General features: G+C 56.6%; 20 protein-coding genes. 9 read left to right on the top strand and 11 right to left on the bottom strand.

Features of this window, described 5'->3' with window-relative positions; genetic code table 11:
- Nucleotides 1-187: 187 nt before the first annotated feature.
- From AC4HNJ_RS08435 to AC4HNJ_RS08415, 5 genes are read right to left on the bottom strand one after another with little or no spacing between them, the layout of a single operon-like run.
- The gene (locus tag AC4HNJ_RS08435) at nucleotides 188-1,369 is read right to left on the bottom strand and encodes a thiolase family protein (protein ID WP_490479106.1); all 1,182 of its coding nucleotides are present in this window, start codon (nucleotides 1,367-1,369) and stop codon (nucleotides 188-190) included.
- 19 nt (nucleotides 1,370-1,388) lie between these two features.
- Nucleotides 1,389-2,930: an efflux transporter outer membrane subunit gene (locus tag AC4HNJ_RS08430; RefSeq protein ID WP_490479105.1), complete on the bottom strand. Its 1,542-nt coding sequence runs from the start codon at nucleotides 2,928-2,930 to the stop codon at nucleotides 1,389-1,391.
- Nucleotides 2,931-2,941: 11 nt separating this feature from the next.
- Nucleotides 2,942-4,501, bottom strand: coding sequence for a DHA2 family efflux MFS transporter permease subunit (locus tag AC4HNJ_RS08425; RefSeq protein ID WP_490479201.1), 1,560 nt, complete (start codon nucleotides 4,499-4,501; stop codon nucleotides 2,942-2,944).
- Nucleotides 4,502-4,515: 14 nt separating this feature from the next.
- Nucleotides 4,516-5,628 carry an HlyD family secretion protein gene (locus tag AC4HNJ_RS08420; protein WP_490479104.1) on the bottom strand — a complete coding sequence of 371 codons (1,113 nt, stop codon included), beginning with the start codon at nucleotides 5,626-5,628 and terminating at the stop codon, nucleotides 4,516-4,518.
- 16 nt (nucleotides 5,629-5,644) lie between these two features.
- The gene (locus tag AC4HNJ_RS08415) at nucleotides 5,645-6,172 is read right to left on the bottom strand and encodes a winged helix-turn-helix transcriptional regulator (protein WP_490479103.1); all 528 of its coding nucleotides are present in this window, start codon (nucleotides 6,170-6,172) and stop codon (nucleotides 5,645-5,647) included.
- Nucleotides 6,173-6,414: 242 nt separating this feature from the next.
- On the opposite strand from AC4HNJ_RS08415, the gene AC4HNJ_RS08410 reads away from it, so the two are divergent.
- The 8 genes from AC4HNJ_RS08410 (at nucleotide 6,415) to AC4HNJ_RS08375 (ending at nucleotide 14,885) form a co-directional block, all read left to right on the top strand.
- The gene (locus AC4HNJ_RS08410; protein ID WP_490479102.1) at nucleotides 6,415-7,740 is read left to right on the top strand and encodes a phospholipase D-like domain-containing protein; all 1,326 of its coding nucleotides are present in this window, start codon (nucleotides 6,415-6,417) and stop codon (nucleotides 7,738-7,740) included.
- Nucleotides 7,741-7,790: 50 nt separating this feature from the next.
- Nucleotides 7,791-9,017 (top strand): M23 family metallopeptidase, encoded by a 1,227-nt coding sequence (locus AC4HNJ_RS08405; RefSeq protein ID WP_490479101.1) that lies wholly within the window; start codon nucleotides 7,791-7,793, stop codon nucleotides 9,015-9,017.
- A 38-nt stretch (nucleotides 9,018-9,055) separates the two neighbouring features.
- Complete coding sequence (locus AC4HNJ_RS08400; RefSeq protein ID WP_490479100.1) at nucleotides 9,056-9,808, top strand: CDP-diacylglycerol diphosphatase; 753 nt, start codon at nucleotides 9,056-9,058, stop codon at nucleotides 9,806-9,808.
- 952 nt (nucleotides 9,809-10,760) lie between these two features.
- Nucleotides 10,761-11,045 carry a hypothetical protein gene (locus AC4HNJ_RS08395; protein WP_490479099.1) on the top strand — a complete coding sequence of 95 codons (285 nt, stop codon included), beginning with the start codon at nucleotides 10,761-10,763 and terminating at the stop codon, nucleotides 11,043-11,045.
- A gap of 5 nt (nucleotides 11,046-11,050) precedes the next feature.
- Nucleotides 11,051-11,464 (top strand): hypothetical protein, encoded by a 414-nt coding sequence (locus AC4HNJ_RS08390; RefSeq protein WP_490479098.1) that lies wholly within the window; start codon nucleotides 11,051-11,053, stop codon nucleotides 11,462-11,464.
- Complete coding sequence (locus AC4HNJ_RS08385; protein ID WP_490479097.1) at nucleotides 11,457-11,756, top strand: hypothetical protein; 300 nt, start codon at nucleotides 11,457-11,459, stop codon at nucleotides 11,754-11,756. The genes AC4HNJ_RS08390 and AC4HNJ_RS08385 overlap by 8 nt, the downstream gene beginning before the upstream one ends.
- A 193-nt stretch (nucleotides 11,757-11,949) precedes the next feature.
- The gene (locus AC4HNJ_RS08380; protein WP_490479096.1) at nucleotides 11,950-13,476 is read left to right on the top strand and encodes a DUF3987 domain-containing protein; all 1,527 of its coding nucleotides are present in this window, start codon (nucleotides 11,950-11,952) and stop codon (nucleotides 13,474-13,476) included.
- Nucleotides 13,477-13,763: 287 nt separating this feature from the next.
- Entirely contained in the window at nucleotides 13,764-14,885 is a 1,122-nt protein-coding gene (locus AC4HNJ_RS08375; RefSeq protein ID WP_490479095.1) for an AlbA family DNA-binding domain-containing protein, read from the top strand.
- A gap of 68 nt (nucleotides 14,886-14,953) precedes the next feature.
- Here the strand turns inward: AC4HNJ_RS08375 and AC4HNJ_RS08370 are convergent, their stop codons facing one another.
- Nucleotides 14,954-15,664: a MobA/MobL family protein gene (locus tag AC4HNJ_RS08370; RefSeq protein ID WP_490479094.1), complete on the bottom strand. Its 711-nt coding sequence runs from the start codon at nucleotides 15,662-15,664 to the stop codon at nucleotides 14,954-14,956.
- 540 nt (nucleotides 15,665-16,204) lie between these two features.
- Between AC4HNJ_RS08370 and AC4HNJ_RS08365 the strand changes: the two genes are divergently transcribed.
- Nucleotides 16,205-16,798 (top strand): hypothetical protein, encoded by a 594-nt coding sequence (locus tag AC4HNJ_RS08365; protein ID WP_490479093.1) that lies wholly within the window; start codon nucleotides 16,205-16,207, stop codon nucleotides 16,796-16,798.
- Between the two features lie 234 nt (nucleotides 16,799-17,032).
- Here the strand turns inward: AC4HNJ_RS08365 and AC4HNJ_RS08360 are convergent, their stop codons facing one another.
- The 5 genes from AC4HNJ_RS08360 to AC4HNJ_RS08340 all read right to left on the bottom strand — a co-directional run bounded on the left by AC4HNJ_RS08360 (nucleotide 17,033) and on the right by AC4HNJ_RS08340 (nucleotide 22,958).
- The gene (locus AC4HNJ_RS08360; RefSeq protein ID WP_490479200.1) at nucleotides 17,033-17,119 is read right to left on the bottom strand and encodes a hypothetical protein; all 87 of its coding nucleotides are present in this window, start codon (nucleotides 17,117-17,119) and stop codon (nucleotides 17,033-17,035) included.
- Complete coding sequence (locus AC4HNJ_RS08355; protein WP_490479092.1) at nucleotides 17,106-18,023, bottom strand: hypothetical protein; 918 nt, start codon at nucleotides 18,021-18,023, stop codon at nucleotides 17,106-17,108. The genes AC4HNJ_RS08360 and AC4HNJ_RS08355 overlap by 14 nt, the downstream gene beginning before the upstream one ends.
- Before the next feature lie 182 nt (nucleotides 18,024-18,205).
- Nucleotides 18,206-19,843, bottom strand: a complete 1,638-nt coding sequence (locus AC4HNJ_RS08350) for a restriction system-associated AAA family ATPase (RefSeq protein WP_490479091.1) — start codon at nucleotides 19,841-19,843, stop codon at nucleotides 18,206-18,208.
- On the bottom strand, nucleotides 19,840-21,498 hold the full coding sequence (locus AC4HNJ_RS08345) for a restriction endonuclease subunit S (RefSeq protein ID WP_490479090.1): 1,659 nt from the start codon (nucleotides 21,496-21,498) through the stop codon (nucleotides 19,840-19,842). Before AC4HNJ_RS08345 ends, AC4HNJ_RS08350 begins: the two co-directional genes overlap by 4 nt.
- On the bottom strand, nucleotides 21,495-22,958 hold the full coding sequence (locus AC4HNJ_RS08340; protein ID WP_490479089.1) for a class I SAM-dependent DNA methyltransferase: 1,464 nt from the start codon (nucleotides 22,956-22,958) through the stop codon (nucleotides 21,495-21,497). Before AC4HNJ_RS08340 ends, AC4HNJ_RS08345 begins: the two co-directional genes overlap by 4 nt.
- Nucleotides 22,959-22,967 lie beyond the last annotated feature (9 nt).

The raw sequence follows: 22,967 nt of genomic DNA, 5'->3' as shown, positions 1-22,967 counted from the left end.
AACTATACGCTCGGCACAGCGGCCCGCGTTTAAAGAGGAACAGGCACATCGCGAGACCGTGCCCGCATCTCCTCGCGGGGTCGCCGCTACCCGGCCGCGGGCGCAGGCAACCGTCGCGCAGCTCCCGCATCGCTAATCGTGTACACGTCAGGAAAACGCCTGCGCCGAAACAAGAGCAGGTTGCTGCCTAGAGTGCTTCCAGGGCCAGCGCGATGCCTTGTCCACCACCGATGCACAACGTGACCACACCACGACGCAACCCTTCGCGTTGCATCGCATGCAGAAGGCGGGTGGTCAGGATGGCGCCCGTAGCGCCGATAGGATGCCCATGGGCCACCGCGCCTCCCTCCACGTTGACCCGGCCATCGGCCAGCCCCAGTTCCTTGGCCACCACAATGGCGATGACGGCATAGGCTTCGTTGATCTCGATCCGCTCGACATCGTCCATGTTCCAACCTGCGCGCTGCACCGCCTGCTGCACGGCAGAAACCGGCGCAATGCCAAACAAACCCGGTTCGACAGCAGTCACCGCAAACCCGGCGAGCCTCGCCATCGGGGCCAACCCATGCGTGTCGGCAAAACCGCGGTCGGCAACCAACATCGCTGATGCCCCGCTGTTCAAGCCGGGGGCGTTGCCTGCGGTAAGCGTGCCATTCTCCCGGAAAGCCGGGCGCAACTTCGCCAAGCCTTCGAGGGTGGTATCCGGGCGCGGGGCCTCGTCGCGATTGAAAATCTCGCTTCCTTTCCGCGAAGGCACGTCGACCGGCACGATCTCCGCCTCGAAACGGCCCGCATCACGCGCTGCCGCAAAGCGCTGTTGCGAACGGAGCGCCCAACGATCCTGCGTGTCGCGATCCACTTCCCAACGAGCAATTAAATCTTCGGTATGCCAGCCCGAATGCTTTTGCGAAAAAGCATCATGCAGACCATCCAGCAGCATGCTGTCGTACAGCTGCGCATGCCCCATTCGATATCCCCAGCGACCATTGCTCACCAGGTAGGGCGCACGATCCATGTTCTCCATCCCGCCTGCCAGCATCACCTGCGCCTGCCCCGCCAGGATGTCCTGCGCTGCCGAAACAATAGCCTGCGCACCAGAACCGCAGACGCGGTTCACCGTCAACGCCGGCACGGATACGTCGAGGCCGCCGCCGATAGCCGCTTGCCGCGCGGGATTCATCCCGCTACCGGCCTGGACCACCTGCCCCATGACGACTCCGCCGATGGCGTCCGAGGCAAGACCGGAGCGCTCCATCACTGCGCGAATCACGGTCGCGCCCAAGGCCGTGGCTGACACCTCACGCAAGGCACCATTGAAACCACCGATGGCCGTGCGCACGGGATGACACAGCACGATTTCACATGACATGAAAAACTCCTAAAAAAACTTATGGTGAAAGAGTCGCCGAGCTTGTCAGACTTGATTTGGATGCCAGTGCGATGGCGCTGCGGGTATCGGCCACGGGCGTCCAACCTCCGCCGAGCGCGCGGAACGTGGCCACTGCCGCACGTGCGTCATCGACATGCACGCTTGCCAGTTGATCACGCGAAGCAAGCAGCAGACGATCTTCGTCCAACACTTCGATCAAGCTGACGGCACCGCCCTTGTAAGCATCCTCGGCAGCCGCGCGAGCCTGCTGATGCGCTGCGACTTCCTTCACCAGCACCTCGTGTTCGTGTTCCAGCTCCGCCAAGGTCACCATCGCGTTCTCGACGTCCTCGGTCGCGCGCAGCATCGATTGACGATATGTAGCCAAGGCTTCGGCATTGGCTCCCTTGGCTTGCGCCACTTCCGCGTCGACGCGTCCGAAGTCAAACAGGCGCCAATGCAATCCGAGCACCGCTTGCGGCTGAAAGGCAGCGGCGGAAAACAACTCATTGCTGTGCAAACTTTCGAATCCAAGCAACCCGCCTAATGACACTTTCGGGTAATACTCAGCCAACGCCTCGCCGATGCGTGCATTGGACGCCGCCAATCGTCGTTCCGCGGCCATCACATCCGGACGACGGCGCAACAACATGCTCGGACCGCCATCGGTGTCGATCGATGGCACGATGAAGTGCTGCGGGCTGTGAAGCACCTCATCCCGATAGGTACCAGGCGCAACTCCCATAAGCACATCGAGCCGATTGAGCTGCGTGGCCAGTTCAATCTGCAGCGGAGGCAAGGTTGCGCGTGCCTGCAGGACAAGTGCCTCGGCTTGCGCCTGCTCGCGCGCCGTGGCGAGGCCGCCGGCTAGGCGTAAACGAACTAGGGCCAGCAATTGATTTTCGGTCGCCACCTGCTGATTTGCCAAAGCCAGGCGAGCCTGTGCGCCTCGCACGCGGAAATACGCATCCGCGGCCTCAGCAGCCAGCGATACACGCACTCCGTCGCCGGCATCCTGTGCCGCTTGTGCCTCTGCACGCGCCGCTTCGGCGCCGCGATGCAAACCGCCGGCAAGATCAAGCTCCCAACTTGCTCCCGCGCCCAGCGTCTCCAATCGCTGCTCTCGACGATAGCCCGGGAAGGTGCTGCCAAGTTCACCCAGGGCGCCCTCGGTCGACTGCCGTTCTTGCATGGCTTGCGCGTCCAGGCTGCCTTGCGGCAACCATGCGGCGCCGGCCTCACGCGCGACAGCACGTGCCTGATCTACGCGCGCCATCGCTGCGGCAAGATCTAGATTCTGTGCAACAACGCGCGTCACGATGCGCGTAAGTTCAGGATCGTCGAAGCCCTTCCACCACGCATCCAGGGACGGCGCGGGCAGCGGCGCTGTACGCCGCGCAAGCTGTTGTTGTCCCACGTAGTGAGCGTGTACTGGCAGGGAGGGCGCGACATAGCGAGGACCGACCATGCAACCAGCAAGTGCTGTGGCGATAAGCGCCGTGAATGCAGCAAGAAGCGGACGCTTGGCCGCCGCGAAGACAAAAGGGTGCGAGGTATGCATGCAGATCTCTCTCAGTGAGCATCAGCCGCTGACGTGGCAGGCGGCGTCACGTTGCGCATCAAAGGCACCATGACTGTGGCAATCACGAAGCACAGCGCAATCACAAAGAATGCATCCGCATAGGCAAGCGTCTGCGCCTCTCGAAAAGTGAGCTGCCACAGTTCACGCAAGGGTCCGTCCGGATCTCCTGCATGGACGAAACGCTGCCCAGCCTGCGCAAGCCATTGATCCATGGCCTCGTTACTCACTGTCAGGCGCTCGGCCAGGTGGTAGAAGTGCAAGTTCGTGCGATCGTTGAGGATGGTGGCGCAGACCGCGATGCCGATCGCGCCGCCTAGATTACGCATGAGATTGAACAATCCGGAGGCCAGTTTCAGGCGCGACGGCGCCAAGCCACCCAACGTCAACGTCACGACCGGCGGCACCGCGAGCTGCTGCGCCATGCCGCGCAGAGCCTGCGGCAATAGCAACTGATGTGCCCCCCACTCATGCGTGATCGGCGTGAAGTCCCACATCGATATCGCGAACAACGCAAGACCTACCATCAAGATCCAACGCAGATCGAACCGCTGAGCAAGAAAGGCATACAGCGGAATGGTGAGGATCTGGAATACGCCGGTGGAAAACACCGCTTCACCGATCTGCAACGCGCTGTAACCCTCCACGCGTCCCAGAAACAGCGGTGTGAGATAGATCGTCGCGAACAGCCCGATACCGGTAATGAAGGAAAACAGACATCCAAGAGCAAAATTGAGATCGCGCAGCGCACGCAGGTCCACCAGTGGATGATCGTAGGTCAGACTGCGAGCCACAAAAGCTATGCCGCCGAGGCCAGAAATCCATGCCGTTGCAGTGATCGTGGCGTCGGTGAACCAATCCCAGCGCGGCCCTTCCTCCAGGGTGTATTCGAGGCAGCCCAGAAAAACCGTGAGCAAGACCATGCCAAGGTAGTCAGCACGCCGCAGCAGGGATAGATCCGGCGCATCGATGTTCACCAGCATCGGCACCGCGATGGTGACGAACAGGCCAGGCACCAGGTTGATGAAGAACAACCAGTGCCATGACCAGTGATCCGTGATCCATCCACCCAAGGTGGGGCCCAGCGTGGGAGCAAGCGATGCCAGCGCGCCGATGGTGGCGGCGGCAACCACGCGCTGTTTGCCGGTAAAGAACACGAATGCCGTGGTGAACACCATCGGAATCATGGAGCCGCCGAGAAATCCTTGCGCTGCGCGAAACACGATCATGCTCTGGATATCCCAGGCACCACCGCACAGCAGGCTGGTCACGGTGAACCCGGCAGCCGACACGGCGAACAACCAGCGCGTGGAAAACACGCGTGATAGCCAGCCTGACAAGGGAATCACGACAATTTCGGCGATCAGATAACTCGTTTGCACCCACGCCGTTTCATCCACGCCAGCAGAAAGTCCACCGCCGATATCGCGCAAGGATGCTGAGACAATTTGGATATCCAGCAGGGCAATGAACATACCTACGCACATGCTGGCGAAGGCAACGATCTTCTGTACCGTATCCAACTTCGCCGGATCGATAGGACCCGTCAGCATGGCTGCGCCGGCGTTCATGGTGTTGCTGCAGTGACCGATGTGTTTGTGTTCACTTCTGCTACGACGGAGAGGCCCGGACGCAGCAGCCCGAGTGCGTCATCGTTTTTGTCTAAGGCAATGCGCACTGGCACGCGCTGCACGATCTTGGTGAAGTTGCCGGTCGCGTTTTCGGGCGGCAGCACGCTGAATTCGGCGCCGGTCGCTGGCGCAAGGCTCAACACCCTCCCGTGGAAAATACGCCCTGGCAATACATCCGCACGAATGCTCACTGCCTGGCCCGGATGCATGCGCGCCAGCTGATCTTCCTTGAAATTCGCGTCCACCCATAGGCCGTGCGACGGCACGATTGAAAGAAGCTCGGTGCCGGCGGCCGCATAGGCGCCTATCCGTGCACGCCGATTGCCGACCACGCCGTCGACGGGTGCACGCAACGCTGTGTAACTGACATTCAACGCCGCGATGTCCTGTTCTGCCTTGGCTTGCATCAGGGCGGCGCGAGCCTGTTGCTTTTGCGAAGCAATCACACTCAACTCTCGCTCGGCAGCGATAAGCACCGCGCTGGCTTTCTCGGTGTTGGCGTGCGCTGTTTTATCTGCGGCATCCGCACGCTGTGCACTTTCGATCGAAACCGCGGCACGTCCTGCCAACTGACGGTAACGCACCTCATCATCGTGGGCGCGCGTCGCCTCCGCGTTCGCTGCGGCGACACCCGCCTGTGCCTCGTGGATCACTGCTTCTTGCAGATGTTCGGTGGCATCGAGATTGGCCAGCAGGGCTTGCTGCGCTGCCACGGCGCCTTCTGCCTTCGCCAAGGCCGCGCGATAGTCACGATCATCAATCTTCACCAGCACGTCGCCTGCGTGTACGGCTTGATTGTCGGTAACGTTCAACGCTGCGATATAGCCCGATACTTTCGGACTCATCACCGTGATGTCCCCACCGACGTACGCGTCGTCGGTGCTTTGGATAAATCGCCCGGAAGTCCACCAATAGATGCCGTAAACCACGCCGACTGCCAGCGCGAATCCCACCGCAAGACCCAATACGCGCCTGCGCCGGCTTCGTGGCGGCGCCTCTTCGGCGATGTCGGGTACATCCATCCGCTTGACGGCGGTAACGCTACTCATGAGGCAAACTCCGGCATTAGCGCGAAGAGGAGGACGATGCCTCCTTCTCCCGCGCGCGACGGTTCAAATGGGAAGTCACGCGTGCGCGTAGCCGTTCGCTCGCCGCGGGGCCCGCGTGCACAACGTGATGTGCACGATCGATGCGCTCGCCGGTCTTTGCGTCGGCCATCACCGGTTCAACTCTCTCGCCTGTTCGCTCATCAACGAGAAACATGCTGAGACCTTCCGGCGAAAAATGGCGATTACCCCACTCCATCAGCGCCAGCAGCACAGGCCGGAAATCCCATCCCTTCGGAGTCAGTACGTATTCGTAGCGAGGCGGTTTGTCGCTATAGCGGCGGCGCTCGAGCAGCCCCGCTTCAGTAAGGGCACGCAGTCGACGCGTCAGCATGTTCGGAGCAATGCCCAGGCTGCTCTGAAAGTCATCAAAGCGGGTAACGCCAAAAAAGGCATCGCGCAAAATCAGGATGCTCCACCACTCGCCCACCCGTTCAAGGCTCCTCGCGATGGGGCACCGCATGTCATTAAAGCTGGTGCGTTGCACGGCACTTCCTCACTGGATGCACGGCTGAAGCAAAGCATTCTGCCCTAGTAACTACCATTATGCAAGTTACTAGACGAGACCACGTCAGCCCCGCAGGCAGATGGACGGCATAAAAAGAGGCCCTGCATGCCGATAGGTGCCGGCGCGCGAGTCGCATCCACTGAGCCCCTTGCGATGAATGTGCTTTTTCGTCAAAAATCGAAACGATATAACGTTTCAGTTGCGTAACTCAGGGGGCAAGCATGCGGCATGGGCAAAGCACAGACCCGACGCATAACCATGGTTGGCAGGCCGGACAAAGCGGGACGCGGCGACGGCTTTGCAAGCTATTCGTCGTGCCGCTGCTGTTCGCGACAGGGCCTCTCCTTTACGCCCAGGTTCCCGCTTCCGATGGCTCGCCCGATTTTCAAATCGTCGAAAGCGTGCCGGAGGCGAGCATCTATGGCGATCCCGCGACATCCCGCACGCAGTCGGCGTGGCTCGCCATGATCCATGCTGCGAAAAAAAGCATTGATATTGCAGCGTTCTATATCTCCGACAAACCCAAGGGTCCGCTTTCACCGGTATTGGATGCGTTGCGCGAGAAAGCACGAACAGGGGTGAAGGTTAGGATCCTGATCGACCAATCGTTCTTGAAAGAGAGCAACGATGCCGTCGCACAACTGCGTCAAGCGCCCGGCATCGAAGTACGCGTCCTTCCTGTCAGCACACTCACCGGCGGTGTGCTGCACGCGAAATACATGGTCGTGGACAGCACCTGTGTTTTTGTGGGAAGCCAAAACTGGGACTGGCGCGCTATCGACCAGATCCACGAAATCGGTGCGCGCATCATCAACGATCGTCTCGCGCAGACATTTGATGCTGTATTTGAGTTTGATTGGCAGATCGCCGCTGACAAAGATTTACCAAAAGCCGCCCAGGAAGCCGTCAAGCCGCCCAGCTTCAGGCCGGCAACCGACGCCGATCCTGTACTGGTCAGCGGCACGCAACCCCATCCGCTAGTGATCTTTCCAGCTTTCAGTCCACCCAGTCTTATGCCTCACTGGGTCAACTGGGAACAGCCTGCGTTGGCACACATGATCGAAGCGACCCACCACACACTGCGCATCCAGGTCATGACTTTTTCGGCCATCCGCCATTATGGCCCGAAGGGATGGTGGCCTGAGATCGATACCGCAATCCGCGACGCAGCAGCACGCGGTGTGGACGTACGCATCATCGTGGCGGATTGGGCCCTACGCGAACCGATGCAAGCGTATTTAAAAAGCCTCGCTGCACTGCCCAATATAACAATCAAGTTCAGTCACTTACCGCCATCGCCGCAAGGATTTATTCCTTACGCGCGCGTCGAGCACGCCAAATATGCAGTGTTCGACGATCACGCGGTGTACATCGGTACGGGCAACTGGGAGTGGAGTTACTTCAACAATACGGTCGACGCCTCGGTCTTCGTGCAGGGGAATGGACCCGCCAAAACGCTGGCACGCATCTTCGATCGAGACTGGAACGGACCGTATGTCACCACGCTCTCGCTCGACACCCATTACACCGCTCCACGAAACCACTAACCGTGATGTGGCATCCGAATGCAGGCCCTTTTAAGCTACAAGGACCACCGATGAGGCGTTGGATATCGCATCTTGCCATCCTGATCGCGCTGTATACCGCAAACGCCGCCGCGCACCCGCTGCCGTCGTGCACCATGCATCACGAAGTCATCCATGCCGGAGACAGCGCGCCGCTCCTGGCGCAACGCGCCGGCGTTCGAGCCGGTCCATTCGCTGACTGGCTCAGCAAAGCCCGTCCATCCATGCTTCGCGCGCTGCATCGTTTACGACCCGGCGATATCTTCGACGTCTGCGTGACACATTCACCCAAGGGAGAAACCACGCTATCCCGTCTCGATATTGTTCGGGATGCGCGCGGCAGAAAAGCCGCTGATCACGCTTTGGAAAGCGCATCCAAACCCATCGTTTCCTTCGCCGACGTAAGCGGAGACGTCCTAACATCGCCTGCCCCGCATCCATCCATCGACCCTGCGCACCCGATATCGTCTCTCGCGGCACGCCTGCATCAAGCACCGGGTCATCTTCTTATAAAGCCACTCAAACCGGGCCTTCCTCTCGGCAAGGAATTATCCAAGCTACTAGGACATAACCCCGTTGTGGCAGCGACTATCGCTTATGCAAAAAAGGAGTGGCACCTTCCAGAGCGCATTCCTCGAGACAGCCATTGCACGCTCGCCCTGTGGCCATCTCGCAAATTAGCCTATCTCCAAGTCGAATATCACGGCAGCATCCGAAAGGCTTATTACTACGCTGACGATGTTGGCCACGATTTCATCGTGGGTCCACGCGGGCACGGCTACGAGGTCATCAAACCGCTTAAGCCCGTCCGGGACGCTCGCATGTCATCCGGGTGGGGATGGCGCGTCCAGCCGGTACTTGGCGGCAACGAATTCCATCAGGGTATTGACTACGCCGCGCCCCGCGGCACACCCGTACGCGCCGCCATGGATGGTGTCGTCAGTCTTTCCGAATGGCGCGGCGAATATGGCCGTGTGATTGAACTTAAACACGCCAATGGTCTGGCGACGCGTTACGGTCATCTGAGTGCATTTGCCAAGTCCATCCACCCTGGCCGCCACGTGCACCGTGGCGACATTATTGGTTACGTCGGAAGTACGGGTTTATCCACCGGCCCTCATCTCTACTACGAAGTCTGGGACCACGGCGTCCGCGTCAATCCCTTGGTGCATACGCAGTGGGCGCTCAGCACGAAGCTGGACATTCAGGAGCAACATCGCCTCGGCGCATACATTGACCGCATCAAGGCGGCCCCGTGAAGAATAGGCTGCGCGGCCTCTGCGCTATGGCATGCTGCATGCTGCCTTGGGCTATCAGCTATGGCGCCACGCTCGCCGCGCAAGGCAAGGATCGGAATGCCTTGTGGAAACAGATCCACAACGTTTGCACAACGAAGGCCGAGAATCACGTCTTCCCGCCATCGCCATGCATCGAGGTAGAAACAGGCCCTGACGGCTACGCTGTCTTCAAAGATCGGCACGGGCATTATCAATATTTGCTCTTACCTCTTGCGCGAATCTCCGGCATTGAAAGCCCTGCCCTCCTCCAGCCGGACGCACCGAACTATTTCGCCGATGCATGGACTGCACGCATCTATGTCGAAGCGGCTCTTCATGAGACCCAACCACGCGACGTTATAAGTCTCGCGGTGAACTCACCCCAGAGTCGCTCACAAGACCAGTTGCATATCCATATCGATTGCATCCGCAGTGATGTTCGCAACGTCGTACGCCAACTGCTTCCCGTGATCACGAACCATTGGCATTGGTTGCCGGAAGGGTTGCCACCGAACGATCACCTGTATGAGGCACGCTGGCAAAGCGGCATCGCGCTCACCATCAACCCCTTCAAAGATCTCGCCAAGACACTGGCGCATGGCGACACCCTGGCTAATCACAGCATCGCCGTCCTGGCCGCAACGTCCCCATCAGGCGAACCGGGGTTCGTACTGCTGAGTGGCCGTGTGGACAGATCAAAAGAAGACCGTGCGAGCGCGGAAGAACTGCAAGACGTTGGCTGCGCGATCGCGCGCCAGACAAGACAACCTTGATCCTGCCTAATCTCAAAATCCTGGCGTCTCGTTAATCGGCTTGGCTGACGAAATTTCCCGAGACAGATCAGCTGCACTGATTTACTGCCCACATCCGCGGCCTGGACTGCACCGCGACGCCACCTACTCATGCCTTTGTCTCGGCCTTGTTTCTATCGGTAGCTAACGACAACAACTTTTCCACACCCGCTTGAGCCGCGACCATCTGAAAGCCTCTTGGGCTCGCGAGACAACGAAGGCTTGCAGATAGCTACATCGGTCAGCGCCGCGGGGTAACGCCCCCAGAGGTAGGTAAGTCTCCCTAAAAGACCCCGCACTTACCTCGGCTTTCTGCGGACGAGACAGGGCCCGCGGGACGCCTGCGATACAAACCCCTTAATTTTCCGGGGTTTTGGATGTTGGCGGGTGTCTTCGAACGATAATTTGGTGGTATGGGTGGACTCGAAAAACATCTTTAACTTTCGGAGTCTACTGGTGTTTTCTAAAAAATGAAATGGCACTTGCCCCCATAGTTGCCCCCAGCCGGTCCCGCCGATGAAATAACCAGCGCATGTCCCTATACACGCCTCAGATTCGACGAATTGAACTCTGGACATAGTAGATGGCGAATAGTTGCATCACCGCCTTGAATAAATACCGCTTTTCTGGTTTAAAGGCAGCTTGGGCGAGACTTCTGAAGGGTCTTGCATCCAAGCCCGCTCGCAACGGGTCGACGCCGAGAAATCATGAGAGCCGTTCGGCGGCGTAACCCTAGTAAAGGGTATCGGCACCATCGAAAAGCCCTGGGCGCGCGATGTTGACGCCCAGGTCGACGTGAGGCGTTGCGTCGAGGTCCCGGCTATACCGCTGCAAGGCGCGTCGATTATATCGCGCACCATCATGCTGCTCGTACTAGAAGCAGGAACTGCAGCAGGTTAACGCCGGGTCATCCGTGTTTTCGATGGATACCGACATGACTGACAGCAACCCCTGCGATCCGATAAAGGCAGCTTTTGAAGCGGCCGGTATTGGTGTTCCTAACCCCTCCGCTGAGATCAGCTTTAAAGAAGGCTGTATCAGGATGGGCTTTCACTATCGCCAAAACTTCAAAATCGCGCTGAAGCACCAGCAGCGCATGGATGCGCTCGGGGAAAACATCACTGGCGCTCGCCTACCGGAGCCTCACTGGAAAGGTGACGCCCAGCGCTTCTACCTTCGCGACGTCGAAGCCTTCACGGCTGGCACGCAAAGCGAGTAACCGCCATGGCAATGCACTCCCAAAACACCTTCAGCATTGAAGGTGATGGCAGCGTCCGTCCTGACCGTGCACGTCGAAGCCATCATGACAATGCCGAGGATTTCCCGATGTCCGGAAATGTGGGACTCCGTGAGTGCTTGGAGTTCGCAGGTATTTCCAAATCCACGGCGTACCAGTGCGGGCTGGTCCCAATATACGACCGCGACCGCAACCGCATTGATCCTGGCAAGGTAGCGCCGTTCCCGTGGCTCCCAATGCCCGATTCGATCGTCCGCGAACCTGGCCAAAAGAAGATCTTCCTCGCGGAGGAGATTCGCGCCTGGCGCGACGCCGTAGTCAATCGTTCCCGTCGACTCGATGGCCTCACTCTTAATAATACAAACGCGCTGTACGAGCGCGGAGAAAACCGACATGTCTAGCAGCACCACCAAGAAGGAAGTCATCGCTATCGACGATGACTTGATCAACCGTGCCATCACGGCTATCGACTCGACTGAACCGACACCGGAGGAGCGGGAAGCCGAATTGCTCGCCAAGTTGATTCCTGCGATCCGCATGGCGATGGATCGCGGCGACTCCGAGAAGGCGATCAGCAAAAAGCTGAAGGCCATCATCCCGCACCTCCACTACAGCAAGGTCAAAGCGCTTATCGACAAGGCGAATGAACTTCGCAAGGTGTCGAACCAGCAGCCACAGGATGGTGCCAAATGAACGCCGTCTTCAGCAACCGTGGGCGGAATCAAGCGACTCAAAACGGCTTGATGCCTATCACGGACCACTATGCTCTTTACCTTTACCCGAGCGAATCAGTGCCTCGCGCATGGCGCGAAGCACTGATCATCTTGGTCGATGCCACCGTTAGTGTGGCCATCCACAGTCATCATCTGCATGCGGAGGTGGCACCATGATCGGGTTCAATAGTCGCTCGTGGCGCAAGAAGCTGGAACACTTCACGCCGACTGAAGCGGAATACCCGTTTATGTCTTCGCCCCCGCTGATTCGCAGGGCAGCGGAGTGCCTCAGCGTTCAACACCAGCTCTCGCCGGAGCTCTACATAGTTGTTGCTCAAGCCGCAGCTTCACTTGCCGTGCAGGGACTCGCAGTACTGAAGATGCCGGATGGCCGATCTGTGCCATTGAGCATTTACTTTCTCGTCCTCGCCATAACTGGTCTAGGAAAGACTCCAGCATGGGAAGGGTTCTTCCAGTCCTTTCTGGATCGCGACCAAGCCGCTCTTGAGGCCTTTAAAAAAGCCGAGAAGGAATATCCGGCCAAGCATCGCAGTTGGAAACGCCAGTGCGATGACATGACCAAAGCACTGAGCAAAGCTCGCCAGAAAGGCGAACCACTGGATCGCCTTCAAACCGAGCTTACCTCACTCATCGAGCAGGAACCTGTCGCACCTCGTCTTCAAAACTGGTTGATCTCCGATACAACGGGCGCGGCCTTCTTGAAGCGCTTGGCCGGCGTTGGTGAGTCCACCGCCCTCGCAGGCGATGAAGGCGAAAAGTTGCTGACTAACCTTTACCAGTACATCGCTGACCTTTGTCAGCTTTGGAGTCATGGTCGGACGGATAGCCACCGCGTTGGTACTGGCGCAACCTTGATCATGAATTCGCGCGTCATGACGCTTCTCCTTCTTCAAGCGAAATGCTTCTATGAGTTCTGTGAAACCGCCGGGAAGAAGGGGTTTGGAATAGGCGTATGGGCGCGATTCCTGATTATAGCGCCCAAGGAACCAAAGCCTGGCTTCACGTCCACCGAAGGCCTGGATGCCACGAACGAACCACTTGACGCGTTCTTGGCACGAATTGCGGAGTTGATCACTGAGCGCGAACGCCGTACTAAGGCTGGCATCACAGCGCAGGATGTTGTTGAACTGGATGCTGATGCATGCAACTGCCTGAAAGCGTTTGACGACGAGATGCGAGTTCGTGCCTCGTCACGCCTAGCAGATCGCAGTAGTGACTATGGCGAAAGAGGCTTCAAGCCTGGTGATCTCTTGGACGTCCGCGAGTTCGCTGTCAAAGCGTCGAACCACGCTGCACGACTAGCTGCCGTGTTCGCTTACTTCTGTGGCTACACGGAGGTCACCCAAGACATGATGGAACGTGCAATCAGCATCGTACGCTACCACATCGAGGCGTATCGTGATCAGTTCTCGCTGTCCAAGGCCATGCCGAGGGTCGTGGTAGATGCGCAGCGACTCGAAACATACCTTCGTAAGCGTAAGGCACTCACTCGCGGCGGCACGACAGTGACTCTGGAATTTCTCCGCTCCAATGGCCCCACGATTGATTTGAGGCACGACAAATACCTGCTGCCGGCACTTCAGTGGCTTGAGGATCGTGGAATGCTCAAGGTCATCAACCCGCTTTACAATGGCAAGCAATACGTGGACTTTAGCTATTTGTTTACCTCCGTCGGCTAAAGGGAACACCTGGTCACCTCTATTTCCGGGTGACCAGTTCAATACCGGGAGTTCTTACTAGCGCACTACAATGTAGTGCGCTTTTTTTATCTTAAGGATCGACAAATTTTAAATTGCCATCCCCTCCTGTCATGCGATATATGCGACTGTCGCACAGTCGCCTACATTTGAGGGGCGGACTTATCGCGCATGTACCGCCGCCTTCTTGCGCATCTGATCCGGACACTTCCGTAAGCCATGTATTCTGGTTCCAAGGCTTTAGCTAGTCCGTTCTGGAGATATCGCCGATGCTCGAAAAAGACATAGATACCTTAACTACAGGTGATGCAAAAGCGCTGGTTGATCGCGGCATTACCGAAGGGCGCCATCTGGAGTTCAAGCGCGAATTGCCCCGGCACAATGACGAAGGCAACCGCGAGCTTCTGGCTGATATCACTGCATTCGCGAATGCACAGGGCGGTAATCTCGTTTTCGGAATCGAAGACACTGATGGCATCGCCATCAATGCACTTGGTGTCGAACTGTTGAACGCAGATGCGGAGATTCTTCGCATTGAAAATTTGCTTCGTGATGCCATCGATCCTCGACTTTCAGGAGTTCGATGTAAATGGATAGCCACAGGTGAGAACCCAAGTCACGGCTTTCTGATCTTGCGAATTCCAGCCAGCGCAACTGCACCACATCGAGTAAAACTTAAAGGTTCGAGTCGGTTCTATGCACGTAATAGCCGTGGTAAATACGAAATGGACACACATGAGCTGAGGCAAGCCTTCACGGAAAACGAACTACTTCCTAGGCGTATCCGATCTCTTCACGCTGAGGCAGTTCAGGCCGCCCAGGGCGTCGATATGCCTTTTCGTCTCATGGACGGGCCGCGCGCCATTACATCAGTCATCCCGCAAGGTTTCTTTCGGGAGATACGTGATTTTGATGTCGCAGGAGAGAATACTGTCGTACCAGTCAAGGCGACTAGCGGCTATAGCCACTACGAAACCTTGGAAGGTATTCTCATGTACAGCCATCCAGGTGAAGAAAACACCGTTCGCGCCTATACGCTGCTGCATCGAACAGGTCGCTTCGATGCCACATGGTTGGTTGGTGGTGAGCATGACGGCGTCAAATCTGTTCACCCTGGTCGATTCGAAAGAGGCCTTGCCGATATGGTCAGCTCATCGATTATTAGGCTGCGCTCTCTTGGTGTCGAAGGCCCATGGGTCATTTTGACCACCATTGAAGGGATTCTCGACCATCGGCTGCACCTCTCCCAGTATGAAGAATCAAGGTCTGCGTGGCGAAACTGTGGTGTGCTCCCAGAGCTAATTCTGGACGACATTACTACCGATGCATTGTTGCCAGTCTTTAAGGCATTCTGGTTTTTGTTCGCAGAGCGACGACCAACTTCCGAATGATCGCGAAAGAAGGGGCGGACGCAAGTTGCCATCTTGCGTCCGCCTTATTGATATCGCCGACGATTGATTCAGCCCTGCTCTTGGCGGCTGGTCAAAAAGGCTACCTTCTCCTCATCCGACATCTTTCGGATGCGTGCCTGCCCAAGATAACGCTCAGGCTTACGGTTCTTTCCTTGCGCTTTTAAGGAGCGATGGTCGACTCGATCAACGAGTCCGCAATTAGTTAGCACCGCATTCTGCACATCAGCCGTGCGCTTACGTAGTTCGATCACCTTGTCTCGGAGCGCCAGTGGTCCGAGGCCACCGCTGTCCTTCCGGCATCCACCTTTCTCCGGATGAATGCGGTTGTATCGTCTGAACATCTGCGCTGGCGGACGGTTAATGCCATCTGGCAAGCGATCTGAGATCATCAAGTGGAGATGAACGTTAGGCCTAGCGTCTAAGGACGACTCGGCTGCATGTATCGCGAACTGATAAGACTTGTCACCGGCTATATCATCGATATGTTGCATGGCCACCTGTATCTGCTGATCCAGTGTCAGGCCATTAGGGAGTGAGATTTCATGCTCGCGGTATGCAGCGCCATTCTCTCGCTCATACTTGTCTGCTTCTTCCCAGAAGCGGCGCGGGTTATTTTCTGTCCATGATGGTAAGTTTCCAGACCCGGTCATCATGAGGTCCTCGCGCTTTCCATGCTTGCCATGTCGTGCGATGTAATCCGAGTGAGGGGCTGCCGATCCCTTCTTGCCGCTTTTGATCTGATGATGAAATGTTGTCATGACACTACCCTTTCTATTTAGGCAATAAAAAAGTCGACGAAGGTAACTTCGTCGACTCGCCTTGGGGTGGCTTTTATCGCTTTATAGACAGTCTTGGGGAGAAACGGTATGTGCACGCACCACCATCTCCCCCTAGTACCAGTCACCGGTCACTAGGTAGATCTCTCGAACATCTTCATCCTTAGATCACCAGTCAAACCATCCAAGCAATGTGTTAACCACCATACATTTATCTATATGCGTGTTAAAAATTACTGCACTACGTGTTTATGACATCGGATGCAGATGATGTGAAACCATAGGGAGACGTCATCATGAAGGCGATCTACAAGGCGATACATACGAGCGTGCGGCAATGGCAATGGGTGAAAGGTTTATCTTTGCAAGAGAGATCCAGACGGCACGCTCAGCAACGTCTAAATGAGATTATCCGGCTGGCATATGGCGCAGAAACGCCTTAAAAGGATGCGCCGAAGGTGAAAAGCTATTCACCTGGTATGCATTAGGTTGTCATCAACACCCAAGACGAAAGGTTGCTATATGCCTATTGCCAAGCTCTGTGATTATCTGCACACACTCACTCCTGGTCCGATCAGTGGTGACAACAAGGAAGAAGTTGATTTCCTTTTAAATGGTTGCTGGGACTTGCTGAGTGGAAGCAGCGAGAAGGGCATGGAGGATTTCAAGCTGTCGCGTGGTCTTGGGATGGAGAACATGACGTGGAAACCACCATTGCTGAGTTTCGAGATTGAGCGCCATGGTGCGATGGTGAGAAGCTGCTCACCACGAGCCGAGCTACAACCGTGGGTTGTTGATGTGGAGCAAGGCACGGCTGATTGCAGCGCAGGGACGAAATATAGGCTTTTGAGGCCTGCCGCTTTACGCCTTGACGTTAAGAAGCTGGCCGAGGAGGTGGCGGCTTTGATCGCTGAAGGAAAGCGCAGTGATGATAGATTGACATGGCGCGATGAGAACAACGTCAAGGTAAATACCAATGAAGTGATTCCCAGGGGTTTTAAGAAAACGCGGGAAAGCCAGAGTAAGCGCTTCTGGATGGAGCTAGAAAGCATTCTGAAGCCGAATGGATGGGTCCGTAAGGCTAAAACGCCCTCTCTAGAACGTTCTGGTAAATAGGATGCTCTTGCATTAGAGCGTAATGCTGGTGAGGCCAATCGTGGTGACATAATGGGTTGCTTCGAGTGTAGTCGAGACTGATATGTCCAACTTCACCAAGACCGAGGAGTGTTGAAGCGTCAGTTTGACCATGTAAGTGATCAAGCGTATTGCGCAGTCCGATGACATTGCTGGTACGGTGAACTTCCTCGCTTCCAACTATGTCTGCTAGGTCATGGGTGGGAGGAGGTCGAGCTATACTGTCTCGGCAGTCTGCTCCCAGGTTAAATCGAAGCGTGCTAGATACTTGCGCAGGCGGTCCGTATCGTTAGCATCCTGCATCTATGGCAATGTTCGACGGAGGAGTCACTAGGTTCCGAAGTTGTTCCAAGAGGCGCGGATGTCCGGTCTCGCAATGTCGGCGCAGCATTCGAAACACAGCCGCCTTGAGGAAAGCACGGTCTTGCATCCCGCTTTCGACCCAAAGCTCCTCATAGCGCTGGAGGGCGGTGACGAGCGCTTGATCGGTATCAGTTTGCAGCCCGGCAATTCGGACCCATTTCCCGAATAGACCGAGCCAGTTCGAGAATGATGGATCTAGATGGTCTCGGCAGTAACGTTTTCGAATGGAGAACACCTCGTCCCAGGTCGATACCGCCTCGTCCCAGGTGGGCTTTGGGTGGCCATTTACTACGAACTGGATTTTCCATTTTGGAGTGTGTGGAGTCGACCCGTCGAACGGATTGCTTTCGTCAAGCGAAACGCTGACCGTCGTGTGCTCGTATGGATCGAACGCCACCCGGCGTGAACCGTCCGAGCGATGTAAAAGGTCGATTGCCTGCTTATAGTTGGAGTTGCACTTGTGGCCCATTGGAACGAGGTTCCGTAGATTGGCGGCCGCGAAAGCGTATCGATTACGGGTCAGGTAGTGGTCCAAGGCTTCGCGCGCGGCACCCGGAGCATCGAAGTACTCCGCGCCACAGAAAGGGCACACGTGGTCGGAAGCGGCCGAATAGATCGCGATGTACTGTTGGTCTCTAACGCCGAGATCTGCGAGCAACTCAAACGCGAAACCGAAGAGATCTGAGATGGGCTGTCGGATAGCCTGAGGTAGATCCTCCAAAATGAGGCAGTTGCTTCTATTGGCGAGCAATTCGGCAACCCGATTCTCGTCCTTGAGTGCATCGAGTAGGGGGTCGCGTTCCGGCTTTTGTAGTTTGCGTACTGCCTTGTCGTAAGCCTTCAATCGATCCCGGAGGCCTATTCGCGACCTCAAAGCACCACGGTGCTCCGCTGGCAAAACCGCAGGCCATGCAGGGTATTTTTTATTTTCGTCGATTGCAGAATGAATCGCTCTAACCGCGTCACAAAGGCAATCGTGAAGCCAGTTATTCTGCGTTGCTGCGATTGGGTACCCAAAGAGCACTGCTATGTGCCCTCCCGCTTCGACAGCTCTTGAAGGCGGTCCATCAAGAACACTTTCTCGACCGAATCACCGAGTCGGGCGATACCAGCTTTGATCATGCCCAGATCGTTACTGGCCATGAGCTCATCAATCTCACGTCGAGGAACTTCGGACATGGGTGGGCGTACTTCGAAGCACTCCTCGAGGATTGTATCGAAAGTCGTGCCAAAGGTTTCTATGTCTGGCCGACGGACCTGGACACCAACTGCCGACTTTTTAAAGATGAGCACCTTCTCGCGTGCCATGTCTGAGGGTACGAACGGTGAATGAGTCGTTAGCAAGCATTCCTGCTGTGCACACGTGCTACCAGTCTCGCCCCGACTACCGTTCGCAGTTGGCAGATCCATCAACCGCGAAATGAACTTGACTCGCCACTGCGGATTGAAATGCGACTCTGGCTCATCCAATAGGAACAAAACATTGGCGACGGAAGCCATACACATCGTGCCGAGTATCTGCGCAAGCTGGTGCTCACCGTCTGACAGGGAGACATAGTCGACAACGCCATCGCCCACCTTGGGCAGGAATCGAACCTGCTCGAATCGGAAGACCCGGTCCTCGTCCTGGGGCTCCGGAAGTCTCGAGGCGAATCGTCTGGTCTTGATGTCGCGCAGCAAACGCTCGCGAGTGACCTTGGGGATCGCTAGGTCGTTAAGCATCGAGAGCTTGTGGAGAGCCGAATAGAGTTCGATCGGCGTGCTCCAGAAGCTGCGAAAAGCTGCACGTGTCTCGTCTGTTACGAGGAAGTCGAAGATATAAGTCTCAGATTTCTCATCGTAGGAGTGGCAAGTCGCGCACCGTCTCAATTGATCGATATGATTTTCCAGTTCGTCGGTGAGTTGGACACCTTTGCGCCTGCCACGGGAGGGTCCACGGGCTGAAAGCTTTGGCACTGCACGATGTGCAAGCTGAATCACGCATCGAAAGGAGTGAAGTTCTCTAAGCTTTGCATCTAAGAGCAGCGCGTCGCGTTCGCCCGCGTCCCCCAGAAGGAGGTTGGCGACGAGTACCTCGAGATGGGTACCGTAGTCCACGAGCATCAAGCGGGTATCGGGAACTGGCTTCTGCCTCGCACCGGGTTCGCGGGCCAATGCCTGCTTTCCGACAGCATCCGCATATCCGCTGCGGCTTACGAGGAAGGGAAGGCTGAGTGTTTCGTTGCCGCCGGATGTGTAGCCGATGACTCTGGATGGAAGGAGCTCACGCGTTGCAGGCTTGTCTACCTGGCATTCGATCCAATCGAGCCCTTCTTTGCGTTGAATCTTGAGCTGTGGGCGACGCTTACCTTCGCCACAGCGTGACAAGCGGACCAGGACAGACTTATGAGCCCGTGCGGGCACTACGACGTATTCGATCTCGAATTCGAGGTCGTCATTTCCCTTTGCACGCTCTTCGGTCGGGGTGCAGGCATGAAAGACCGCCTGAAACGCCTCGGCGATAACCTGAAGGAACTGCGACTTGCCAGCACCGTTAGGTCCTACAAGACAAAGTGGATCGAAGCTCTCGGGGCCAACCTGTGTCCCTCTCAGGCCAACGTCGAGCCCATCCAGAAGACCTCCGCAAGTTGCCGCTTTGACTATGTGAACACGCGTGAGTTTCATTGGCTCACTCTCATGAGCCGCATGGTCTTCTTCTTTTTGTCGAACACCTGGCGCACGATAGGCTTCGGTTCTTGGAGCAGTTCGAAGAGGGCATCCTTGACCGACTCATAGTCCCTGGCCACCTGCGCCCGGAGCTCATCAAACGAAAAGCTGTCTGCTTTCAGCTTCAAGATGGCCGCCTTAATCGCGTATTTGTCGGTGTTGCTCATGGTAGGGTTCTTCCTGACTTCTTTGGGGCGTCTACGCTGTGGTTTTGTTGCAGCCGTGAAGCGCTGATTGTGTAATGTCGTCAGTAGTTCGGAGGCTGGTTCGTCGCACGGATCCTGAGGGACGAGTTCGCCGCGGAAGGCTTTGGCGAGTGCGGATGCCGCCAAAGTCCCAACTCGATTCATTGCAACAGCACAGCTTTTCTCCAAACGATCCGCGAGCTGGAACAGCTCATTGACACGTCGGACAATCTCTCGCTGTTCGTCCACGGGAGGGACGGCGACAGGAAGTGCGGATAGGACCGACTTATTGATGGAAGCGAGATTCGTTGTCTGCTTCCCATGCGCCAGAAAGTAGTCGAATCCGCGGCTGTTGCCGTACCAAGAGAAGTACCGGGGTTCGAAGTCTTGATTGCGAAGTCGTCCGCGGAAGACGTGGTTCTGGAAAACGCACGCGGAAAGCTCGCCACTCCAGATCCAGCCCCGTCCGAGCTTGTCGATATCACCGCCTTCGTTGAAGAGAATGTCGCCGGTTCGAAGCAACAGGTCATCAACTCGGTCAGGCGGAACTCGGATGGTTTTTACTTCAGATAGGTCAAGAAAACCGCGTTGCACATTGGCGACGCGGAGATAGGGCAACTCAACGAAATCTGCTGACTGCTTCTTTGAGTCCTTTGTTACTCCACCACTGATATCGGCGATATCCGAAAGCCGGCATGGAGACCACGACTCTGGAAAAGAGTAGTCATGGAAAACGTCGGAATCGCCGAGTTCGAATACTTGCATTCCCAGAGCATCCCCTCGTGCCTCGCGCCACTTGCGGGTTAGTTCGCCGCTGGTAGCCGAGGCAAGGATGGACTGACGGAGGTGCTTCAAGATGTCCTGGACGTGGTCGAGGCGTTCGCGACAGGCGTCTACGCGTGTGAGCAGGACATCAAGCTTGTCGGCTATGCGTTTCTGCTCAGCGAGTGGCGCAAGGGGAACTCGTGTGGCTATCACGGTGCTGCGGCTCAGCTCAACTTGATTGGTGGTCCCCGTCGCTAGGTCAATAATCGACTGCTGTACCTCAGGGCTGCGAATCCACGCAAACAAGTAGCGTGGCTCAACCGCGTCGCGCAAGGGCCTCACGATAGTCACGTGACTGTCAACGACCTTGGGCGGATATAGATGCTCTGCCTTGACGAGGCATGCGCGACCAATTGTTCCCGTTCCTGTGCTGTTCCAGAGTACATCGCCATCTCGGATGAACCGCTCGTCCGTCCACTCGGGAAACTGGTCCGGATGAACGAACTTTAGGTGCTCGCCCTGGATGCCAAACCAACGAATTGCACGCTGATTCACAATGGGGAGAGAGCTCTTATCCGCGTACTTTGGAGATTTACCACGTGATACGTAGTCCGTGATGCCACCGATGGTTGTTTCGGCCCATCCGGCAGGAAGGTCGCTCACTGTGCCACCTCTTCTCCAACATCCTCGCCCAGCTCCGCGAGAATCCCACGTAGGTCATCGAACGCACTCTGCAGTTCAGACATTGCCTCACGTGCGAGCAACGCCGGCTCCGACAACTCGTCGGCACCTCCGTTGTCCTCATCCTTCAACCAAGCGATATCAAGGTTATCGCCGCGCCCAGAGATCCACTCGCGCGTGAATTTGCGGAAGCGTCCGCTTTCACCCATGTCCTTACGCTTGGCGAGACTCTTCGGACCAACGAGTGGATCGTTGCCGAACACCTTCTCGAACTCTTTGAAGTGGTCGCGCGTGAGCTGGGAGCGCTTGCCGAACTGTGCAATGTTGGCGCGCAAATCGTAGACCCAAACTTCCTTAGTGTTGCCCTTGTGTTTCTGTCCACGAGTGAAGAAGAGCACATTGGTCTTCACACCCTGCGCATAGAAGATGCCGGTGGGCAGGCGCAGGATCGTGTGTAGATTGCACTTGTCCATGAGGTCAGCGCGGATCTGCTTTCCGACATTGCCCTCAAAAAGGATGTTGTCGGGTAGCACCACGGCAGCGCGACCGCCGGGCTTCAGCCAGCGATAGATGTGCTGCAAGAATGAGAACTGCTTGTTGTTTGTCGGAAACGTGAAGTCCGCGCGTGTCGGTGAGCCACCACCCTTTTTCGTGCCGAACGGTGGATTGGTTAGGATCAGGTCGGCTTTGGGTAGTTGCTGGCCATCATTGGAGAGAGTGTCCCCAAAGCGGATACCACTGTTCTCGTCTGATTCTAGGTCGTGCAACATCAGATTCATCAGGCCCATGCGATGAGTGTCCTGCACTAGCTCCATACCGTGAAATTGGCGGCGGTAGGACTTGTATGCCTTTTGGCTCAGCGCCTCGATGTCGTTGTGGTCACGAATGTAGTGGTTCGCAGCGATCAAAAAGCCGCCGGTGCCCGCAGAAGGGTCCTGGATCGACTCCCCCAATTGTGGCTGCATCAACGCCACCATGCTGTCGATTAGCACGCGCGGAGTGAAGTATTGGCCGGCGCCAGACTTCTTTTCATTAGCGTTCTTCTCCAGCAGGCCTTCGTAGAGATCACCGAGCCCTTCCTCCTTGGCCGAATACCAATCGATCTCGTCGATAGCGGTGACCAGTGCGGTCAGCGTGCTTGGTTTTTTGATGAAGGAGTTGGCGTTCGCAAAAATCTCCTTGGTGATCAGGGAGCCATGGCTGCCAAGGTGGATTAACATGACTTTGTAGAATTCCAGCCGCTCGGGCGCAGCCTTCCTTTCCAGGTCGTTCCAGCGATACCGTACTGGGAGCTTGTCTTCTGTACCGGTTTCCTTAGCCATCTTCAGGAACAGCAGGTAAGTAAGCTCAGTAACGTACTGGTGGTAGGTCACTCCGTCGTCACGCAGGACGTTGCAGAGGTTCCATAGCTTGGCGACGATGTCGGTGTTGACGTTGCTCATAAATTCTTC

It is taken from the genome of Dyella sp. SYSU CM1112, from assembly GCF_058216415.1.
The sequence above is the reverse complement of the archived record's forward strand: the minus strand, read 5'-3'. Positions and strand labels throughout refer to the sequence as shown.

What these genes read in the sequence shown, in the direction of transcription:
- AC4HNJ_RS08435 (WP_490479106.1), bottom strand. Translation starts at nt 1,369, where the DNA reads ATGTCATGTGAAATCGTGCTGTGTCATCCCGTGCGCACGGCCATCGGT.
- AC4HNJ_RS08430 (WP_490479105.1), bottom strand. Translation starts at nt 2,930, where the DNA reads ATGCATACCTCGCACCCTTTTGTCTTCGCGGCGGCCAAGCGTCCGCTT.
- AC4HNJ_RS08425 (WP_490479201.1), bottom strand. Translation starts at nt 4,501, where the DNA reads ATGCTGACGGGTCCTATCGATCCGGCGAAGTTGGATACGGTACAGAAG.
- AC4HNJ_RS08420 (WP_490479104.1), bottom strand. Translation starts at nt 5,628, where the DNA reads ATGAGTAGCGTTACCGCCGTCAAGCGGATGGATGTACCCGACATCGCC.
- AC4HNJ_RS08410 (WP_490479102.1), top strand. Translation starts at nt 6,415, where the DNA reads ATGCGGCATGGGCAAAGCACAGACCCGACGCATAACCATGGTTGGCAG.
- AC4HNJ_RS08405 (WP_490479101.1), top strand. Translation starts at nt 7,791, where the DNA reads ATGAGGCGTTGGATATCGCATCTTGCCATCCTGATCGCGCTGTATACC.
- AC4HNJ_RS08400 (WP_490479100.1), top strand. Translation starts at nt 9,056, where the DNA reads ATGCTGCCTTGGGCTATCAGCTATGGCGCCACGCTCGCCGCGCAAGGC.
- AC4HNJ_RS08395 (WP_490479099.1), top strand. Translation starts at nt 10,761, where the DNA reads ATGACTGACAGCAACCCCTGCGATCCGATAAAGGCAGCTTTTGAAGCG.
- AC4HNJ_RS08390 (WP_490479098.1), top strand. Translation starts at nt 11,051, where the DNA reads ATGGCAATGCACTCCCAAAACACCTTCAGCATTGAAGGTGATGGCAGC.
- AC4HNJ_RS08385 (WP_490479097.1), top strand. Translation starts at nt 11,457, where the DNA reads ATGTCTAGCAGCACCACCAAGAAGGAAGTCATCGCTATCGACGATGAC.
- AC4HNJ_RS08380 (WP_490479096.1), top strand. Translation starts at nt 11,950, where the DNA reads ATGATCGGGTTCAATAGTCGCTCGTGGCGCAAGAAGCTGGAACACTTC.
- AC4HNJ_RS08375 (WP_490479095.1), top strand. Translation starts at nt 13,764, where the DNA reads ATGCTCGAAAAAGACATAGATACCTTAACTACAGGTGATGCAAAAGCG.
- AC4HNJ_RS08370 (WP_490479094.1), bottom strand. Translation starts at nt 15,664, where the DNA reads ATGACAACATTTCATCATCAGATCAAAAGCGGCAAGAAGGGATCGGCA.
- AC4HNJ_RS08365 (WP_490479093.1), top strand. Translation starts at nt 16,205, where the DNA reads ATGCCTATTGCCAAGCTCTGTGATTATCTGCACACACTCACTCCTGGT.
- AC4HNJ_RS08360 (WP_490479200.1), bottom strand. Translation starts at nt 17,119, where the DNA reads ATGCAGGATGCTAACGATACGGACCGCCTGCGCAAGTATCTAGCACGC.
- AC4HNJ_RS08350 (WP_490479091.1), bottom strand. Translation starts at nt 19,843, where the DNA reads ATGAAACTCACGCGTGTTCACATAGTCAAAGCGGCAACTTGCGGAGGT.
- AC4HNJ_RS08340 (WP_490479089.1), bottom strand. Translation starts at nt 22,958, where the DNA reads ATGAGCAACGTCAACACCGACATCGTCGCCAAGCTATGGAACCTCTGC.